This window comes from Arthrobacter sp. SLBN-112 (assembly GCF_030944625.1).
Classification (GTDB): Bacteria; Actinomycetota; Actinomycetes; order Actinomycetales; family Micrococcaceae; genus Arthrobacter.
Window position 1 is genome coordinate 1,743,365 of sequence record NZ_JAUSXY010000001.1, and the last position, 14,926, is coordinate 1,758,290.

At 68.2% G+C, this 14,926-nt stretch carries 18 protein-coding genes; 6 read left to right on the plus strand and 12 right to left on the minus strand.

Going from position 1 to position 14,926, the window contains the following annotated elements; genetic code table 11:
• Window positions 1-18: 18 nt before the first annotated feature.
• Window positions 19-261: a phosphopantetheine-binding protein gene (locus QF050_RS08160; protein ID WP_308929988.1), complete on the plus strand. Its 243-nt coding sequence runs from the start codon at window positions 19-21 to the stop codon at window positions 259-261.
• Window positions 262-270: 9 nt separating this feature from the next.
• On the opposite strand, the gene QF050_RS08165 is transcribed toward QF050_RS08160, so the two are convergent.
• The 6 genes from QF050_RS08165 to QF050_RS08190 all read right to left on the minus strand — a co-directional run bounded on the left by QF050_RS08165 (window position 271) and on the right by QF050_RS08190 (window position 5,237).
• Window positions 271-1,545 (minus strand): MFS transporter, encoded by a 1,275-nt coding sequence (locus tag QF050_RS08165; RefSeq protein WP_308929989.1) that lies wholly within the window; start codon window positions 1,543-1,545, stop codon window positions 271-273.
• A gap of 103 nt (window positions 1,546-1,648) precedes the next feature.
• Complete coding sequence (locus QF050_RS08170; RefSeq protein ID WP_308929990.1) at window positions 1,649-3,049, minus strand: MBL fold metallo-hydrolase; 1,401 nt, start codon at window positions 3,047-3,049, stop codon at window positions 1,649-1,651.
• A gap of 101 nt (window positions 3,050-3,150) precedes the next feature.
• Window positions 3,151-3,447: a rhodanese-like domain-containing protein gene (locus QF050_RS08175; protein ID WP_308929991.1), complete on the minus strand. Its 297-nt coding sequence runs from the start codon at window positions 3,445-3,447 to the stop codon at window positions 3,151-3,153.
• A gap of 52 nt (window positions 3,448-3,499) precedes the next feature.
• A complete protein-coding gene (locus tag QF050_RS08180) occupies window positions 3,500-3,841 on the minus strand; it encodes a rhodanese-like domain-containing protein (protein WP_308929992.1) in 342 nt (113 codons plus the stop codon).
• 26 nt (window positions 3,842-3,867) lie between these two features.
• A complete protein-coding gene (locus QF050_RS08185) occupies window positions 3,868-4,626 on the minus strand; it encodes a sulfite exporter TauE/SafE family protein (protein ID WP_308929993.1) in 759 nt (252 codons plus the stop codon).
• Complete coding sequence (locus QF050_RS08190) at window positions 4,623-5,237, minus strand: rhodanese-like domain-containing protein (RefSeq protein WP_308929994.1); 615 nt, start codon at window positions 5,235-5,237, stop codon at window positions 4,623-4,625. Before QF050_RS08190 ends, QF050_RS08185 begins: the two co-directional genes overlap by 4 nt.
• Before the next feature lie 124 nt (window positions 5,238-5,361).
• On the opposite strand from QF050_RS08190, the gene QF050_RS08195 reads away from it, so the two are divergent.
• Window positions 5,362-5,619 (plus strand): metal-sensitive transcriptional regulator, encoded by a 258-nt coding sequence (locus QF050_RS08195; RefSeq protein ID WP_012630939.1) that lies wholly within the window; start codon window positions 5,362-5,364, stop codon window positions 5,617-5,619.
• 45 nt (window positions 5,620-5,664) lie between these two features.
• Window positions 5,665-6,081 carry a DUF302 domain-containing protein gene (locus QF050_RS08200; RefSeq protein ID WP_308929995.1) on the plus strand — a complete coding sequence of 139 codons (417 nt, stop codon included), beginning with the start codon at window positions 5,665-5,667 and terminating at the stop codon, window positions 6,079-6,081.
• A gap of 147 nt (window positions 6,082-6,228) precedes the next feature.
• Here QF050_RS08200 and QF050_RS08205 read toward each other — a convergent pair whose 3' ends face one another.
• Both QF050_RS08205 and QF050_RS08210 read right to left on the minus strand, forming a co-directional pair.
• Window positions 6,229-6,990 (minus strand): CDP-alcohol phosphatidyltransferase family protein, encoded by a 762-nt coding sequence (locus tag QF050_RS08205; RefSeq protein ID WP_308929996.1) that lies wholly within the window; start codon window positions 6,988-6,990, stop codon window positions 6,229-6,231.
• Window positions 6,991-7,064: 74 nt separating this feature from the next.
• On the minus strand, window positions 7,065-7,475 hold the full coding sequence (locus QF050_RS08210; protein WP_308929997.1) for a hypothetical protein: 411 nt from the start codon (window positions 7,473-7,475) through the stop codon (window positions 7,065-7,067).
• 160 nt (window positions 7,476-7,635) lie between these two features.
• Here QF050_RS08210 and QF050_RS08215 point away from each other — a divergent pair, with 160 nt between their 5' ends.
• The gene (locus QF050_RS08215; protein WP_308929998.1) at window positions 7,636-8,181 is read left to right on the plus strand and encodes a YceI family protein; all 546 of its coding nucleotides are present in this window, start codon (window positions 7,636-7,638) and stop codon (window positions 8,179-8,181) included.
• Window positions 8,182-8,262: 81 nt separating this feature from the next.
• Here the strand turns inward: QF050_RS08215 and QF050_RS08220 are convergent, their stop codons facing one another.
• The 4 genes from QF050_RS08220 to QF050_RS08235 form a co-directional block, all read right to left on the minus strand.
• Window positions 8,263-8,814 carry a copper resistance protein CopC gene (locus QF050_RS08220; protein ID WP_308929999.1) on the minus strand — a complete coding sequence of 184 codons (552 nt, stop codon included), beginning with the start codon at window positions 8,812-8,814 and terminating at the stop codon, window positions 8,263-8,265.
• Window positions 8,811-9,560 carry a YcnI family protein gene (locus QF050_RS08225; RefSeq protein WP_308930000.1) on the minus strand — a complete coding sequence of 250 codons (750 nt, stop codon included), beginning with the start codon at window positions 9,558-9,560 and terminating at the stop codon, window positions 8,811-8,813. The genes QF050_RS08220 and QF050_RS08225 overlap by 4 nt, the downstream gene beginning before the upstream one ends.
• 146 nt (window positions 9,561-9,706) lie before the next feature.
• Window positions 9,707-10,294, minus strand: coding sequence for a hypothetical protein (locus QF050_RS08230; protein ID WP_308930001.1), 588 nt, complete (start codon window positions 10,292-10,294; stop codon window positions 9,707-9,709).
• Between the two features lie 111 nt (window positions 10,295-10,405).
• Window positions 10,406-11,152, minus strand: a complete 747-nt coding sequence (locus QF050_RS08235) for an ABC transporter permease (RefSeq protein WP_308930002.1) — start codon at window positions 11,150-11,152, stop codon at window positions 10,406-10,408.
• 146 nt (window positions 11,153-11,298) lie between these two features.
• Between QF050_RS08235 and QF050_RS08240 the strand changes: the two genes are divergently transcribed.
• Both QF050_RS08240 and QF050_RS08245 read left to right on the plus strand, forming a co-directional pair.
• Window positions 11,299-13,209, plus strand: coding sequence for a hypothetical protein (locus QF050_RS08240; protein WP_308930003.1), 1,911 nt, complete (start codon window positions 11,299-11,301; stop codon window positions 13,207-13,209).
• A complete protein-coding gene (locus QF050_RS08245; RefSeq protein WP_308930004.1) occupies window positions 13,206-14,885 on the plus strand; it encodes an ROK family transcriptional regulator in 1,680 nt (559 codons plus the stop codon). Before QF050_RS08240 ends, QF050_RS08245 begins: the two co-directional genes overlap by 4 nt.
• Window positions 14,886-14,926 lie beyond the last annotated feature (41 nt).

Genomic DNA, 14,926 nt, shown 5'->3' on the forward strand with positions numbered 1-14,926 from the left:
CGTAAACGAGGAGGAGCCGTGAACGAACAGGACGCGCGCCAGGCGGTGGAGGCGGCGATCGGGAAAGTAGCACCCGACGTCGAGCCCGAGGACCTGGCACCCGGGGCGCGGCTGCGCCAGGACTTGGAACTGGACTCGCTGGACTTCCTCCGCCTGGTGGAAGTCGTCGCCGAATCGACGGGGGTGGACATCCCTGAGGCGGACTACCCGGCCGTGGCCACCGTGGACGGGCTGGTCAGCTACGTCGCCGGGCACGGATAGGGAGCCGGGCTACCCCGCCGCGTGGTCCTTCCCGCGCATCCGGACGGCGACCACAACACCGGACGCTGCCGTGAGCACCGCGACGGCAGCGATGGCCGCGGGGATGCCGTAAAGGTCCGCGAGCACTCCGGACAGCAGGGCACCCACGGCGAATCCGCCGTCGCGCCACAGCCGGTACACGCCCACTGAGCGGGCCCGCCATGCCGGGTGGGCGACGTCGCCGATGGCGGCCAGCAGGGTGGGGTAGACCATGGCGGTCCCGAGGCCCAGCACGACGGCGGCGGCGAGCCAGGGTGCGAAGCTGTGCGCTGATGCGACAACCCCCAGAGCCACGGCCTGGACCAGCATGCCGCCCGCGATGAACCATTTCCGGCCCCATTTGTCGGAGGCGGCGCCGGTTACCAGCTGGGCCGCGCCCCAGGCGGCGGGGTACGCGGCGGCCAGGATGCCGATCTGGCCCAGGTTCAGCCCGGCGCCGGCGAACAGCACGGGGAAGAGGCCCCAGGCCAGCCCGTCGTTGAGGTTGTTAACCAGGCCGGCCTGGCTGGCTGCGGACAGTGACCTGTCCTTGAAGCTGGTGAGGGTGAACACCTGGCCGGTGGTGAGGCCGGCGTGGGCGCTGCCCTGCGCACTGACATGCTGCGAGGCCTCGGTCCTGGCATGGTGGTGGGTCTCCCGGACGGCAAGGACCGTCAGGCCCAGGCCGAGGGCGATGTACGCCGCTCCCAACAGGAAAGGTGCCGGGCGGAGGCCGTAGGCCGTGGCCAGATATCCGGTGGCCAGTGCCGTCACGGCGACGCCCAGGTAGCCGGCTGCCTCGTTGAAGCCCATGGCCAGGCCACGCTGCTTGGGGCCCGCCAGGTCCATTTTCATGATCACGGCGGTGGACCAGGTGAGGCCCTGGCTGACGCCCAGCAGCACGTTGGCTGCCACGATCCACCCCCACGACGGGCCGACGATGAGCATCAGCGGGACAGGCACTGCTGCCAGCCAGCCCGCGATAAGGACCGGCTTCCGGCCGTACCGGTCCGAGAGCGTGCCGGCGAAGTAGTTCATGGCGGCCTTGGACAGGCCGAAGGCGAGGATGTAGGTCAGTGCGCCCGTGTACAGGTCAAGGTGGAATTCCTGTGCGGCGAGCAGGGGAAGGACCGTGCGCTCCTGGCCCAGGGTGCCGCCCACCAGCGCATTTACGGTCACCAGCAGCATGAACTGGGCCAGGTTCTGCCGCAGGCCCAGCACCGCTGCGGGGGATCCGCCGGTGCCGCGGACGGTGTTGCCCTGCATGGTGGCTCCGTTCTGATGGGGCAAAAGGTGGCCCGGACGCGCGGGGGACGCGTCCGGGCCGGGCCCGGGCAGGAGGGGGGTCCTGCCCGGGCGGTCTTGGTGGTTAGGCTGCGGGGACGCGGTTCCGCCAGGAGTTCCAGGCGGCGTAGCTGCCGTCGAGTTCGACGACGTCGTACCCGGCACGGCGCAGGGCGCTGGCGGCTACGGAGTTCCGTACCCCGGACTGGCAGTAGGACACGATGGTGCCGCCGGCGGGCAGTTCATCCAGGTGCCACATGACGCGGCCGCCGCTGAGCTGGTAGGAGCCCGGGACGTGCCCGGCCTTGTACTCGGTCTTGTTGCGGACGTCCAGGACCATTGCGGCGTCGAACTTCTCGAGCTCCTCGGGCTGGATCAGCTTGGGGGTGGTCTTGGGCAGCCCCTCGATCCCGGTGAGGTAGCCGGCCACGGTGTCGATGCCCACGCGGACCAGGTGGTCCCACATGTCCATGGCCTGGTCCTGGTCCTTTGCCAGGAGCACCAGCGGGTTCTTGTCGGTTTCCGGGTTGACTACCCAGGCGCCGTAGCTGGCCACGGACTTGCCGGCCGGGACGTTCAGGGACCGGGCCACGGTGCCTTCGTGGACTTCGGCGTTGGAGCGGGTGTCGATGAAGGTCAGGGTGTCCTCCGCCAGGCCCTTGGCGACATCGGCGGTGTCCAGTTCCTTGAGCGGGGCGCGTTCGCCCATGACGTCCGGCCCTACGCGGTTTTCGCGCTTCATCCGGCCGAAGTAGGCGTGCGCGTCAGGCTGGCCGTCGAGGAGTTCGTCGATAAAGCCCTGCTCGTCGTTGGCAGCCAGGTAGGGGCCCCACCAGGCGTAAAGGCGTTCGTACCCAACTGTTGAGGACGGGATGGCGCCCAGGGCCTTGCCGCAGGCGCTGCCGGCGCCGTGGGCGGGGTGGACCTGGACGTAGTCCGGCAGGGTGAGGAACTTGTGGCGCAGGCTGGCGAAGAGTTGCCTGGCGCCCTCGAAGCGGGTGTCGATTCCGCCGGCAGCTTCATCCAACAGGTCCGGCCGGCCCAGGTCGCCGGAGAAGACGAAGTCTCCGGAGAGCAGGTAGCCGGGATTGTCGCTGAACGCGCCGTCGGTGACCAGGAAGGACAGGTGCTCCGGGGTGTGGCCGGGGGTGTGGACCGCCTTGACGCTGATGTTGCCCAGGGTGATGGCGTCGCCGTCGTAGAGGCGTTCGCCGTCGAATTCGTACTGCCAGTCCGGTCCGCCCTCGCCGGAAACGTAGATCTTGGCGCCGGTGGCGGCGGCCAGTTCGCGGGTGCCGGAGAGGTAGTCGGCGTGGATGTGGGTCTCGGTGACGGCCACGATCTTCATGCCGTTCTTTGCGGCAAGGTCCTGGTAGACGGCGATGTCGCGCCGGCCGTCCACCACGATGGCTTCACCCTTGGCCTGGCAGCCGATCAGGTAGCTCGCCTGGGCCAGGTCTTCGTCGTAAATGCGCTCGAGTAGCATCTGGTGCTCTCCTTCGGGAGGGGGAAAGGTGTGGGTCCTGAAACCAATGGTAGATACCCCTGGGGGTATCTAACAAGTGGAGTTATGTCCTGTATCCGGGCCTAGGTGGTGGGGAGTCCGGCGCGGGTCCAGGCGGTCATGCCGCCGGCCATGGTGTCCGCTTTGTAGCCAACGCCGTTGAGGGCATCGGCGACGGCGGCGCTGCGGTTGCCGCTGCGGCAGACGGCGATGACCGGGACAGCCGGGTCCAGCTCGCCCAGGCGCGCCTGCAGTTGCCCCATTGGGATATGCAGGGCGCCGGGGATCATGCCTTCGGCGACTTCGAAGTCCTCCCGGACGTCAAGGATCCGGGCGGTGGAGCGGCGCTCGTGGGCTTCGGTGATGGTGATTTCAGCCATGGTGTTTCTCCTTCGAAGTGGTTGTGGCTGGGTGTGTGGAGGTGGTGCTTGCTTAGCGGACGGTTTCGCCGGCCTGGCGCCAGGCGGCCATGCCGCCTCGCACCGAGTAGGCGTCGTACCCCTTGGCGGCGAGGAGCCGGGCTGCTGAGGCTGAGCGGACGCCGGAGGCGCAGACGGCGATCAACGGACGGGTCTTTTGGATGCCGGCGGTGCTGGTCTGCAGTCTGTCAAGGGGGACGTGCTTGGCTTGCGGTGCCCGGCCGGTCCGCCATTCCTGGGCTGACCTGACATCGATGAGCGTGGCGCCGGAACCCAGGAGGTCCTTGGCCTGCGCCACGGAGATCGTCTTGTAGGGCTTGCTGAAAGCCTTCTTGAGGGAATCGATCAGTCCCATGGTGGTTCTCCTTCGGGTGGGTTGGGCTAGGTGGTGACGGTGCTGGCGGTGACCCACGCCGCGACGGCGAAGATGAGGACCGCGAACGAGATACGGATGTGTTTGTCGTGGAGGTGGCGGGCAAGCCGGGCGGCAACGATGGATCCCACGATGGCCGGGATGGCAAAGGCCAGGGTGGTGGCCCAGTCGATGGTGTAGCCCGCGGCGTGGGCGCTGAACCCGGCGGCGGAGTTGATCACGATGATTGCCAGGGATGTTCCGACGGCCTGTTTCATGCGCAGGCCCAGGAAGATGGTCAGGGCGGGGGTAATGAGGAAGCCGCCGCCCACGCCAAGCAGTCCGGTAAGGTACCCGACCAGCAGTCCAACGCCCACGGCCTTTGGGGCGCAGAAGCGGAAGGCCCGGTGCGGCCCGGTGCTGCAGGACCCTTCGCTTTCGCGGGGTTTGCTGAGCATCCGGATACCCGCGGCCACCATGATGACGGCGAATACCAGCATCAGGATGTTCGGGTCCAGCAGCTTGCCGACGGCCGCGCCCGCCCAGGCCGCCGGCATACCGGCGCCCCCGACCAGTGCTATGACGGGCCAGTTCAGGCCCTCGCGGATCCTGGGGAGCAGGGCCGCGAGCGAGGAGATTCCCACCACCAGCAGCGACGTGGGAATGGCCTGGGTGGGGCTCATGCCCACGCCGTACACCAGGGCCGGAACGGCGATGATGGACCCGCCGCCGCCCACAACACCCAGGACGATGCCGACGACGAGCCCCAGACCCAGGGCCGGAATCATGCCGCGGCGTCCTCGGCGGTCTGCACGGGAAGCTGCAGGATGGCGCTTTCGCGGGTGGGTTCCTGGGCGGCCTTGTTCCATGGCATGGCCGAGAGGGCCTTGCCCATGGCGCAGGTGTTCGTTGCGGCCGAGAACGTCAGCCCAGTGCCGATGGCGCCGGCGAGCATACGGACCTTGGGGGACACGAACTTGCCGCCCACCAGGCCCAGCATCACCAGGGATCCGGCGGCCAGGCGGACCTGGCGCTCCAGGTCCCAGTGGTCGTTGCCCTTGACCACGTCGCCGCCGGCGGCCGCGAAGCCGGGAACCCCGCCCGTGAGGACATAAGCGGTGTCGAGGCCGACAGTGGCCATGCGCTGGCGTGCCTGTTCGGCGCGCACGCCGGACTGGCAGACCAGCACCACACGCGAGCCCAGCCGGGCAGCGAGTTCCCCGGTGTGCTCGGAGAGCAGCGGCAGCGGCACATTGTAGGAGCCGCGGATGTGCATGGATTCGAATTCAGCGGCAGAACGCACGTCGATCACCATCAGGTCCTGATGCTGGTTGAACCATGACTGAAGGGTTTCGGGGGCGAGTGCAGTAACAGCGTTTGCTGTGGAACGGGATGCCATGGGTGGCCTCTCGGAAGGGGGCGGGCGGATACCCCACCGAGTATTACAGATACCCCCGGGGGTAGTCAAAACACCCATGGGGGTATATGCTTGGGGCAGCACCCCACCTGATGGAGAACCCCTTATGGAACTGAACCCAACCGAACTCACGCCTGTTATCAACCGCCTCAAGCGCGCCCAGGGCCAGCTCGCCGCCGTCACCCGCATGCTCGAAGAAGGCCGGGACTGCAAGGACGTCGTTACCCAGCTGGCGGCCGTATCCAAAGCCCTGGACCGAGCCGGCTTCGCCATCATCGCCACCGGCCTGGAGCAGTGCATCGTCCAGAAGGACGAAACCATGGACCGGAAAGAGCTGGAAAAGCTCTTCCTTTCCCTTGCCTAAACTTGCCGCACAAGCGCCGGACCGTCCCCAACTTCGAGGAGCACCATGACGTACACGCTGGCCACCACCGTCGCCCTTCCCTGGGCCGAAGCGCTGGAACGCACCCGCGAGGCCCTTGCCGCGCAGGGGTTCGGGATCCTGACGGAAATCAACATCCGGTCCACCTTTGAAGCAAAGCTCGGCACCGAGGCCGCGGAAGCGGTTGGGGATTACGTCATCCTTGGCGCCTGCAATCCGGCCCTTGCCAGCCGGGCCCTTGCCGCCGAACCCCAAATGGGGGCCCTGCTGCCATGCAACGTGGTGGTGCGCCGGACGGCCGATGCCCACGAGACCACCGTTGAGGCGATCGACCCGCAGACCATGGTGCAGCTCAGCGAAGCCCCTTCCGTCAAGGACGTGGCGGACGACGCCGGCACGCGCCTCCGGAAGGCCCTCGCCAGCCTGGGCGAGGCAAAGAGATAAACGTCACCGGCGGCCCCGCTGGACCCTCTGGCGACGCGCATAGAAATCTGCGACGCCCATATTCCATGACGCGCGGATTATTCAGGTGGCGCCAGGGAATGTGGGTGTCGATAGTCCATATCGGCAGCGAGACCGTAGCTGCGCAGCTCAGGGTGTGATCGGCCCGGTCCCGACTTTAGCTGCGTCGGATTCCAGGAGCACTGCACGGTGGCCGGTCTCCAGTTGCACCACGTCCCTGGTGAAGGAAAACGCCAGCACCGCCAGGGCCAACGCCTGAACGGACACCGCGGCCGGCGCCGGGATGCCGGGAATGAGCGAGATGAGCAGCGCGAACGGCTGGAAGGCCCCGATTGCCTTCCTGGACGGGCTCGGCGGCAGCACCGCCCTGAGTTGCGGACGGAAACGCCCGGCGGCCACGAAGACGTAGTACATGCCCCCGACCGCCAACACCCATGGACCCACCCGGGCCGCAGCCGCGACGGACAATGCAAGGACCAGTCCGGCGTCGGTGGCCGCATCGAAGCGCGCCCCCGCCGTCGATGATGTGCCGGTGCGTCGCGCCACGGCCCCGTCCAGCCCGTCCAGGAGGAAGGCCAGGCCGCCCAGGACTGGAATGAGCAGGTCCGCCCGGGGCCCGGTGAACAGTTGGGGGACCGCCAGCGCCGCGCAGAGGGCGGCGAGGACAGCGCGCAGCAGCGTCACGCGGTCGGCCGGAGTAGAGAACCGGGGCACCCGCCGCAGCACGGAGGCGGCCGCGCCGCCCGTGACCAGCGCGCCGGCGAACATCCCGGCCAGTTGCAAGGGAAACCCGGGGGCGGAGATGGATAACAGCCACAGTGCCGACAAACCGTAGGCGGCCGCGGCTGCCAGCGCATCGGGAACCGCCCGCCCGGCTGCGCTGCTCGTCATGGCCACCTCCCCCCGCATGCTAACAACGGCGGAGGACCCGAGCCACCGGCGTGCCGCGGAACCCGGACGGGGAATCACGTGCCGGGACGCGTCGTCGGGCGCTTCACGACGGCGGACCGCCGCTTCCCGGACGCCCGGACCAGCCCCGCGGCGGCCAGGACGGCCCCGGCTCCCTCGGCGACGGCGCTGAGGGTCTTCGAGAAGAACCAGACGGGGTCGTACATGGCGGGGATCGGTCCGATGGCCGGGATGTCAACGTACCGGTAGAGCATCACGGCAGCGAAGGCGCTCAGTGCCACCAGCAGGGCCACGGCATAGGCTGCCCGGCTGCCGCGGAACAGGACAAAAATCCCGGCCAGAAGCGCAACGGCGGCCTCCAGCAGGAACAACGTGCCCTGGCTGATGGTGCCCGGCTGGGCGTATTGGTAGCCGGGGGCCAGGAAGAGGTGTACGCCGGCATCAATGAACAACGCAAGGGCGGTCAATAGTCTTAGTGCCACGCCTATGTATACGCCCGAAGTTCCCTCCCGGTTCACCCGGACCCCTTATAAATGCGGGTTCAATGCGGAATATTTAGGACCATCCGCACTCTTGCGCCCCTGGCGGGCACCAAGCCTGCGGCCCTACCAGCAAGGAGAATTGACCATGACCCTTCCGCAGCAACTCACACCGGGAACCTGGACCCTGGACATGTCGCACAGCGAGATTGGCTTCAGCGTCCGGCACGCAGGAATCAGCAAGGTCCGCGGCCGTTTCACCGAAGCACAGGCCGAGGCCCGGGTAGGCGAATCCCTGGCTGATTCCACCCTGCACGCCACCGTGGCGACGGCCAGCTTCGACTCCGGAGACGCCAACCGTGATGCGCACGTGCGTGGTGAAGACTTCTTCGACGTAGAGAAATATCCTGAAATGACATTCCGCGGTACCGCCATTGAAGGCGACGGGGATGAATACACCCTGACCGGGGACCTGACCATCAAGGGCATCACCAAGCCTGTTGAGCTTGAGGTGGAGTTCACCGGGGTTGCCGTGGATCCGTTCGGCGCCACGCGTGCGGGCTTCTCGGCCGAAACCGAGATTAGCCGCAAGGAATTCGGACTCACCTGGAACGCGGCCTTGGAAGCCGGCGGCCTGCTGGTCAGCGACAAGGTGAAGATCAACCTCGAAGCAGCGCTCGTGAAGCAGGGCTGACCAGGGAATCCACCCGACGGCGGCCGGGGCGGGCGCTGCGCGTGAGGCACCGCGCCCGCCCCAGCCTGTCGTGGTGCCTGGTCAGGCGTCGGACTCCGGGCTTCGGAGCCGCCGCCGGACCAGGACCGCAACAACGGCAAAAGCGATCACCAGGACGGCGGCTGCCCCGCCGGCAATGACTACCCCTGCCTGGGGCCCTCCCGACCCCGGGCCCGTGACAGCAGCGGGCGGCGCTGCACTGGAGTTTCCGGCGCCGGCCGTGAACGTGAAGGTTCCTTCAATGGGGTGGCCATCGGAGGAAGCTACTCGCCAGATCACCGTGTATTTGCCGGCTGGCGCGCCGGCTTTCACGGCTTGGCTGACGTGGTTGTCCACAATCGTCACCGCGCCGTCGGCCTGGTCGGTGCCGGTCCCATCCTGGACCTGGATCGCCGAGCCGATGCCCATGGGTGTGTGGTCGAAGGTCAGCCCGATCTGGCCGGGGACGGCAGGGACAGACGATCCATTCGCCGGATCACTGGATTCGAGCACATCGTGGGCCTGCGCGGGCGCGCCCAACGCAAGCGAACACGCAGTCAGGGCGATGACCAGCAGGCATCGCCGGAGCCAGCGGAGCGGATTCGCAAACATCATTGGGACACCTGCTGGTTGGCTGCGGAGCGGGACCGGCGGCCGGCCAGCACCAGCGCTAGGGCCGCGGCGCCCAGGACAAACCCTGCCGCGCCGAGGACCACGCCCCAGATTGGCGTCGCGTCGGACGTGCGCTCGATGGCCTCGGAAGCGCCAGCGGCGGGAGAGGATGAGGCGGCAGGTGTGGCCTCGGCGCCGTCCTCGGCCGTGGTGGTGAAGGAGGGGGCCGGGTGCTTGGGCTCGGGCTGGCCCTCAGCACTGCGTTCGTTCCAGTTCACCACCGTCCCGTCGTTGTAGCTTTGGGCGGCTTCCAGCACCACGGTGGTACCGGCTGCAGGCAGGCGGCCAACCGAGAGTGAAAAGGCCTGGTACTGGTTCTGCCCCAGCTGGTGGGCCTCGTCCGCGGTCCACACCACCGTGATGGGTGCCTTGGTGACCGTTGCGCCGGCCACCGTGACCGGCTTGGGCAGGTCTCCGGTGATCACCTGGGCGGTCCAGCCTTCCACCGGTTTGACCGACACAGAGGTGAAGGGCGTGTCGGTGGGCAGCTTGACCTCGAGCTTGTTCGTTTTGGCGGTGGGGGACTCGTTGGGGACGTTGAAGGTCAGGTGTGAGTAGCCGTTGGCGCCGGTGTCGTCCGGGTCCACGGACACGTGGGCTGATGCGGCGGCGGCGCCTGCCGCGAGCATTCCGGCTGCAGCGGTGAGGGCGGCGAAGGCTTTGAGGGTGTGGCGGATTGAGGTGTTCATGATGTCGCTTTCACAAGATGTGGGTGCGCCAGTGCGGCCGCGGCTGCGGCCGGGCGCGGGGGGTATGGCTGACCGGGGCGCGCAAAGGGCAGCTGTCCAAGGGCAACGCCGTGGGGCCGGGTTGGCAGGGTAGGTTCAGGTCCCGCTCAGGAGACGGCAGCGCGCGGCGGACCGCGGAGCGCGGGAAGCCGGAGGAAGGTGGCGCGCAGCACCACAACAAGGCGGTGCGGTGCCGGAAGCTGCGGCCAGGCAGGGACGAGCGCCGCAGTCAGGATGCGGATCAGCGGCCGCAGCCATGCCGCCAGGGCCCAGACGGCCGCTTCGCCGCGGGCCAGGACCAAGGCCGTGGCCACGGTGGCCACGGCGTGCAGGACCAGCATCAGCGTGTCCGGCGCGTGGAGGTGTTCCGGGGCCGCGGCCAATGCTGCGGCGGCAACCGGTTCACCCGCATGGACGTGGGTTCCGGGAGCCGGAGTGAAGCCGGTTGACGCCGACAGGGTGGTGAAGGCCTCGTGCAGTACCAGTTGGCCGCCGATGAGCAGGCCGGCCATCACAGGGGAGTTGACCCTTATTTTCGCGAGCACCATGACGGGCAGCAGGACCAAGGCAAACAAGCCGGCGACGATGGCCGGCTGGGGCATCACGCCACGGGCCAGCACGTGGGCTCCCGCGGCGAGGGCGAACATTGCCACCGTGAAGGCAAAGGCGCGGGGGAAGCGGAACGGCGCGCTCATGCCAATCGCCACCCCTTCTTCCAATGTTTACCGGACACCACTTTAGGGAAAGCAGCACCCTGGCGCGTAATCGGCGCCCCACGGTGCCGGCGCCCGGACCGCAGCCGGGCCCTACAGCGGGTCGGGCCGTACTGTGACGTTGCCCAGCGAACGGATCAACGCGACGGCGGTAATGGACCCGGCCGCCATGATGGACGCCAGCACCACTACCTGGAACCGCCCGGCTTCCAAGGGCGAGGCGCCACCAAAGATGGCGCCCACGAACGCGCCGGGAAGCGTGACCAGGCCGGTGGTCTTGGTTTGGTCGGTGGAGGGGATCAGCGCCGAATGCACTGCCTGCCGGGCCTGGATGAGGGTGGCCTGGCGGGGCGTCGCGCCCAGCGCCAGCCAGCCCTCCACCTGCTCCCACTGCTCCAGGACGGCCTCGACGAACCGGCGGCCGGCCAGCGTGGCGATGGTCATGGAGTTGCCAATCACGATCCCGCCCACGGCCAGGGCATAGCGCGGCGAAAACTCGATGGCGCCCGTGCCGAACACGATTGCCACGGTCACCAGGATGCCGGCCGCCATGGTTGCGGCCACCACCGCAAAGCGCCGCCAGGACCAGGTGAGCCGCCGCGCAGCCGTCACGGACGCCACGGAGAACATCACCAGCAGGGCCGCGCCCACCCATACGGGGCTGGTGATGACGCCGCCCAGGACAAGGCTGATGACCGCCAGCTGCAGTACGCCGCGGAGGATGGCCAGGGCGGGGGAGGCGTACGACGGCGTCCGCGAGCCCCAGAGGATGCCCACCGTGAGTGCCGCCAGGATGGCGATGGCCACGAGGGTGGGGGCCAGGGCGGCAAGGTCGGGCATCTGCCCAGCTTACTGACCTCCGGGGTTCCTGTTGCACGCCCGCACGAGGTGCCGTCCCGGCGTCGTAATTAATTAAATGCTTGACGCACGAATATAGCCCGTGAATACTTTTGTGTGCCCCAACATCCCTCCCAAAGGACTGATCAATGATGAACCTGTCCCGCCGCACCCTCCTCACCACCGGCAGCGCCGCCACCCTCGCGTACGCCCTTGGCATGGCAAGCTCCGCGCAGGCCTCCACCGCCGTCACCGCCCGCCCGGGCGTCCCCGTCACCGCCGCGCCGCCCCTGCGCCTGGCGAGCCGGAACAGTGTGTTCACCCGGAGCGGCGCCGGCCCCAGGTACTGGAACATCTACGGCTACTCGTTCCCGCACAACGCCCCCATTCCGGAAGACGAGTGGAAGGCCAACATTGACTGGCTGGCCGGGAACTTCGCCGAGTTCGGCTACGACATCGCCTGCACGGACGGCTGGATCGAAGGTTCCAGCCGCACCACCGGCAACGGCTACATCACCAGCTACAACGACTCCTGGCAGCACGATTGGGCGTACTGGGCCAAGTACCTGGCGGCGCGGAAGATGAAACTGGGCGTCTACTACAACCCGCTCTGGGTGCACCGGGCAGCCGTCGAAGACACCTCCAAGACCGTCCTGGGCCGGCCGGACGTCAGGATCGCGGACCTCGTGGTGCCCGGGGACTTCTTCGCCCGGGACATTGGCGGGAACCAGCTGTACTGGCTGGACGCCACCAAGCCCGGCGCCAAGGAATACGTCCAGGGCTACGTGCGCTACTTCAAGGATCTCGGCGTTCCCTACCTGCGGATCGACTTCCTCTCCTGGTACGAGGACGGAAGGGACGCGAACATCGGGCAGGTCAATGCCCCGCACGGCCGGGCCAACTACGAGCTCGCCCTCTCGTGGATCAACGAGGCCGCCGGCGAGGACATGGAAGTGTCGCTCGTCATGCCGCACATGTTCCAGAACGGTTCCGCGGAACTGGCCAACGGCGACCTGGTGCGGATCAATGCAGACGCGGACAAGGGCGGCTGGGACCGGCTGAGCGGGATGCGCCAGAACTGGCAGGACGCCTGGCCCAACTGGGCCAACCCGTTCTGCGGGTTCACCGGCTGGTCCCACCGCAACGGCCGCGGGCAGCTGATCCTGGACGGCGACTTCATGCGGGCCAGCACGTTTGCCAGCGACGAGGAACGCAAGACCATGATGAACCTGATGGTCGCGGCCGGATCGCCCCTGGCTATCGGTGACACCTACCAGCAGATCGGCAACAACGGCTGGGTGTACACCAACAAGGAAGTGCTCCAGCTCAACGCGGACGGCCTGGTGGGCAAGCCCCTCTACCGGTCCGCCACCCCGTTCTCGGAGGACCCGGGCTCACGGGACACCGAACGCTGGGCAGGCCAGCTCCCGGATGGTTCGTGGGGCGTTGCCCTGTTCAACCGCAGCGACACCGAAACCGTCTCCAAGACCATCGACTTCGCCAAGGACCTGGGCCTGGCAACCGGGGCCAACGTCCGGGACCTCTGGGCACACAAGAACCTGGGCATGGACTCAAAAGCCTCGGCTGCACTGGCCCCCCATTCCTCAGCCATCTACCGGGTTACCCCGCCGAAGATTCACGGCACCACCCGGTACCCCGCAGCCTTCGCCACCTGGGGAGGCGGGGCCGGCTTCAACAACAACCACCCTGGGTATGACGGCAACGGCTTCGTGGACGGACTGCAGGCCGCATCCGGCGGCGCCGACCCCTTGGTGACGTTCGCGGTCCAGGTGCCGCACCGCGGCAGCTACGCCATCCGCTACCGGTATGCCAACGCCACCGGGGATACCAGCACCATGACCGTCACCGCCGAAAAGGCCGACCATTCCACCGTGGACGGGCCCGTGCACGTCAGCTTCCCCGGACTCGCCTCCTGGGACACCTGGGGCGTGGCCGATGGCACCATCACCCTGGACGCCGGCCTGAACCTGATCACCATCGGCAGGGGCGCCACGGACAAGGGAGCCATCAACCTGAACTGGATAGAGTTGGACATGTGAGCACACCGACGCAGGCCTTCGGGGTTCCCGCCCTTCGGGATCCGCACCGGGCAGGATTGTTTTCCCTGGTGCTGCGGCACGCGCCGATCTCCCGGGTGGAGCTTGCCAGGCAGACATCCCTGGACCCGTCCACCATCGCCCGGACACTCCGGCCGCTGGTGGACCAGGGGTACGTCGTGGAGGCACCCACCACCCCCAACGGCCGCGGCCGGCCCGAGCGCCTGATCGAAGTCGTCGCCACCAAGCACACCGCAGTGGGAATAAAGATCGGTCCCCGGATCATCTCCGGCGTTGTCACGGACCTCGGCGCGAACGTCCTGGCCCGGGGCGAGGAAGTGGATGTTCCGCTGGCGCCGGCGGACACCTTCCGGGCAGTGGCCGGGCTGGTGGACCGGCTCCTCGACTCGGTGCCCGGCGCGCGGGAAAAGGCCCTGGGCGTGGGGGTGGCGGTCAGTGGCCACGTGGACCCCGACGCCGGGATGTGCCGTTTTTCCCCGCTCCTTGGTTGGCGCGGGGTGGACGTTGCAACACCCCTGGCGGTACAGATCGCTCTGCCCGTCACCGTCCACAACGACGTCAACGCCCTGGCCGTCGCCGAGCATCTGTTCGGCGACGGCAGGAACGCCCGCAACTTCGCGGTGGTCACGCTGGGACCCGGAATCGGCCTGGGGCTCGTGTTCGACGGAAAGGTGTACGGCGGAGCCCAGGGAGCCGCCGGAGAACTGGGCCACATCCCGCTGGTTCCTGACGGTCCGCTGTGCAGCTGCGGCCGGCGCGGCTGCCTGGAGGCGCTCGCCGGGGATGCCGCGATCGCAGCCGCCGCCGGGACAGAGGATGCGGGCACCGCGGTGCAGCTGGCGCGGGATGGCCACGGCCAGCAGGCGGCCACCGCCCGGGCAGCCTTCGACGCCGCAGGCGGCTGGATCGGGCGGGGCCTGGCGGTGGTGTGCAACCTTTGCCGCCCCCGAACTGATTGTCATCACCGGCGAGGGGTCCGCCGCCTACGACCTGCTGGCGCAGGGGCTGACGGCGTCCCTTCGGGAGTATGCCCTCGAAGGCGCGGACTTCCTGCCCCGGCTCAAGGTGGCGCCCGCCGACGCCGACCTGTGGGGCAAGGGCGCCGCCTGCCTGGCCATCCAGCGGTCGCTGCGCTGAACCACGCACGGGCCTTTACCTTGCACGCGCCGGCAACGGTGCGGCGCGGACTTTTCTACAGAATCGAGCAAAGTGTGCCTTCACTCAACGTGCACGCCGCCCTCAGGCGGCCTCCCCGGGACCGCGGCCTGGCCGAACAATGGATCCGGGCGGTCCTGCTCCTCAACCTGGCGCTGCCGTGTCCCGGGGACATGGATCCTGGGGACATGGATCCTGGGGACATGGATCCCGTGGACCCGGAACACGCGGGTCCGGATCCCGACGGCGGCCGGACGGACTTCCTCCGCGCGGCTTGTGCGTGGCGGAGCGAACTGGAGTCCTTCAACTACATCTACTGGGAGGACTCCCGGGATGACGCGCTGCTGCATTTCAGCCGGCCGTACGGGTGGCACTGCATTGCCAACCTCGGTGCCACTCCCGTGCCGCTGCCAGAAGGGATCATAGTGATCAGCAGCGGTGCCATCGAGGAGGGGTACCTGCCGCCCGCCACCACGGTGTGGCTGCTCCGCTGGGTGGAATAGCCTGTTCCTGCGGTCCGGCCTGTGGCCCCGGGAGTTGGTCC

What these genes read in the sequence shown, in the direction of transcription:
- QF050_RS08190 (WP_308929994.1), bottom strand. Translation starts at nt 5,237, where the DNA reads ATGGCATCCCGTTCCACAGCAAACGCTGTTACTGCACTCGCCCCCGAA.
- QF050_RS08165 (WP_308929989.1), bottom strand. Translation starts at nt 1,545, where the DNA reads ATGCAGGGCAACACCGTCCGCGGCACCGGCGGATCCCCCGCAGCGGTG.
- QF050_RS08170 (WP_308929990.1), bottom strand. Translation starts at nt 3,049, where the DNA reads ATGCTACTCGAGCGCATTTACGACGAAGACCTGGCCCAGGCGAGCTAC.
- QF050_RS08175 (WP_308929991.1), bottom strand. Translation starts at nt 3,447, where the DNA reads ATGGCTGAAATCACCATCACCGAAGCCCACGAGCGCCGCTCCACCGCC.
- QF050_RS08195 (WP_012630939.1), top strand. Translation starts at nt 5,362, where the DNA reads ATGGAACTGAACCCAACCGAACTCACGCCTGTTATCAACCGCCTCAAG.
- QF050_RS08240 (WP_308930003.1), top strand. Translation starts at nt 11,299, where the DNA reads ATGATGAACCTGTCCCGCCGCACCCTCCTCACCACCGGCAGCGCCGCC.
- QF050_RS08205 (WP_308929996.1), bottom strand. Translation starts at nt 6,990, where the DNA reads ATGACGAGCAGCGCAGCCGGGCGGGCGGTTCCCGATGCGCTGGCAGCC.
- QF050_RS08235 (WP_308930002.1), bottom strand. Translation starts at nt 11,152, where the DNA reads ATGCCCGACCTTGCCGCCCTGGCCCCCACCCTCGTGGCCATCGCCATC.
- QF050_RS08180 (WP_308929992.1), bottom strand. Translation starts at nt 3,841, where the DNA reads ATGGGACTGATCGATTCCCTCAAGAAGGCTTTCAGCAAGCCCTACAAG.
- QF050_RS08200 (WP_308929995.1), top strand. Translation starts at nt 5,665, where the DNA reads ATGACGTACACGCTGGCCACCACCGTCGCCCTTCCCTGGGCCGAAGCG.
- QF050_RS08215 (WP_308929998.1), top strand. Translation starts at nt 7,636, where the DNA reads ATGACCCTTCCGCAGCAACTCACACCGGGAACCTGGACCCTGGACATG.
- QF050_RS08220 (WP_308929999.1), bottom strand. Translation starts at nt 8,814, where the DNA reads ATGATGTTTGCGAATCCGCTCCGCTGGCTCCGGCGATGCCTGCTGGTC.
- QF050_RS08230 (WP_308930001.1), bottom strand. Translation starts at nt 10,294, where the DNA reads ATGAGCGCGCCGTTCCGCTTCCCCCGCGCCTTTGCCTTCACGGTGGCA.
- QF050_RS08185 (WP_308929993.1), bottom strand. Translation starts at nt 4,626, where the DNA reads ATGATTCCGGCCCTGGGTCTGGGGCTCGTCGTCGGCATCGTCCTGGGT.
- QF050_RS08225 (WP_308930000.1), bottom strand. Translation starts at nt 9,560, where the DNA reads ATGAACACCTCAATCCGCCACACCCTCAAAGCCTTCGCCGCCCTCACC.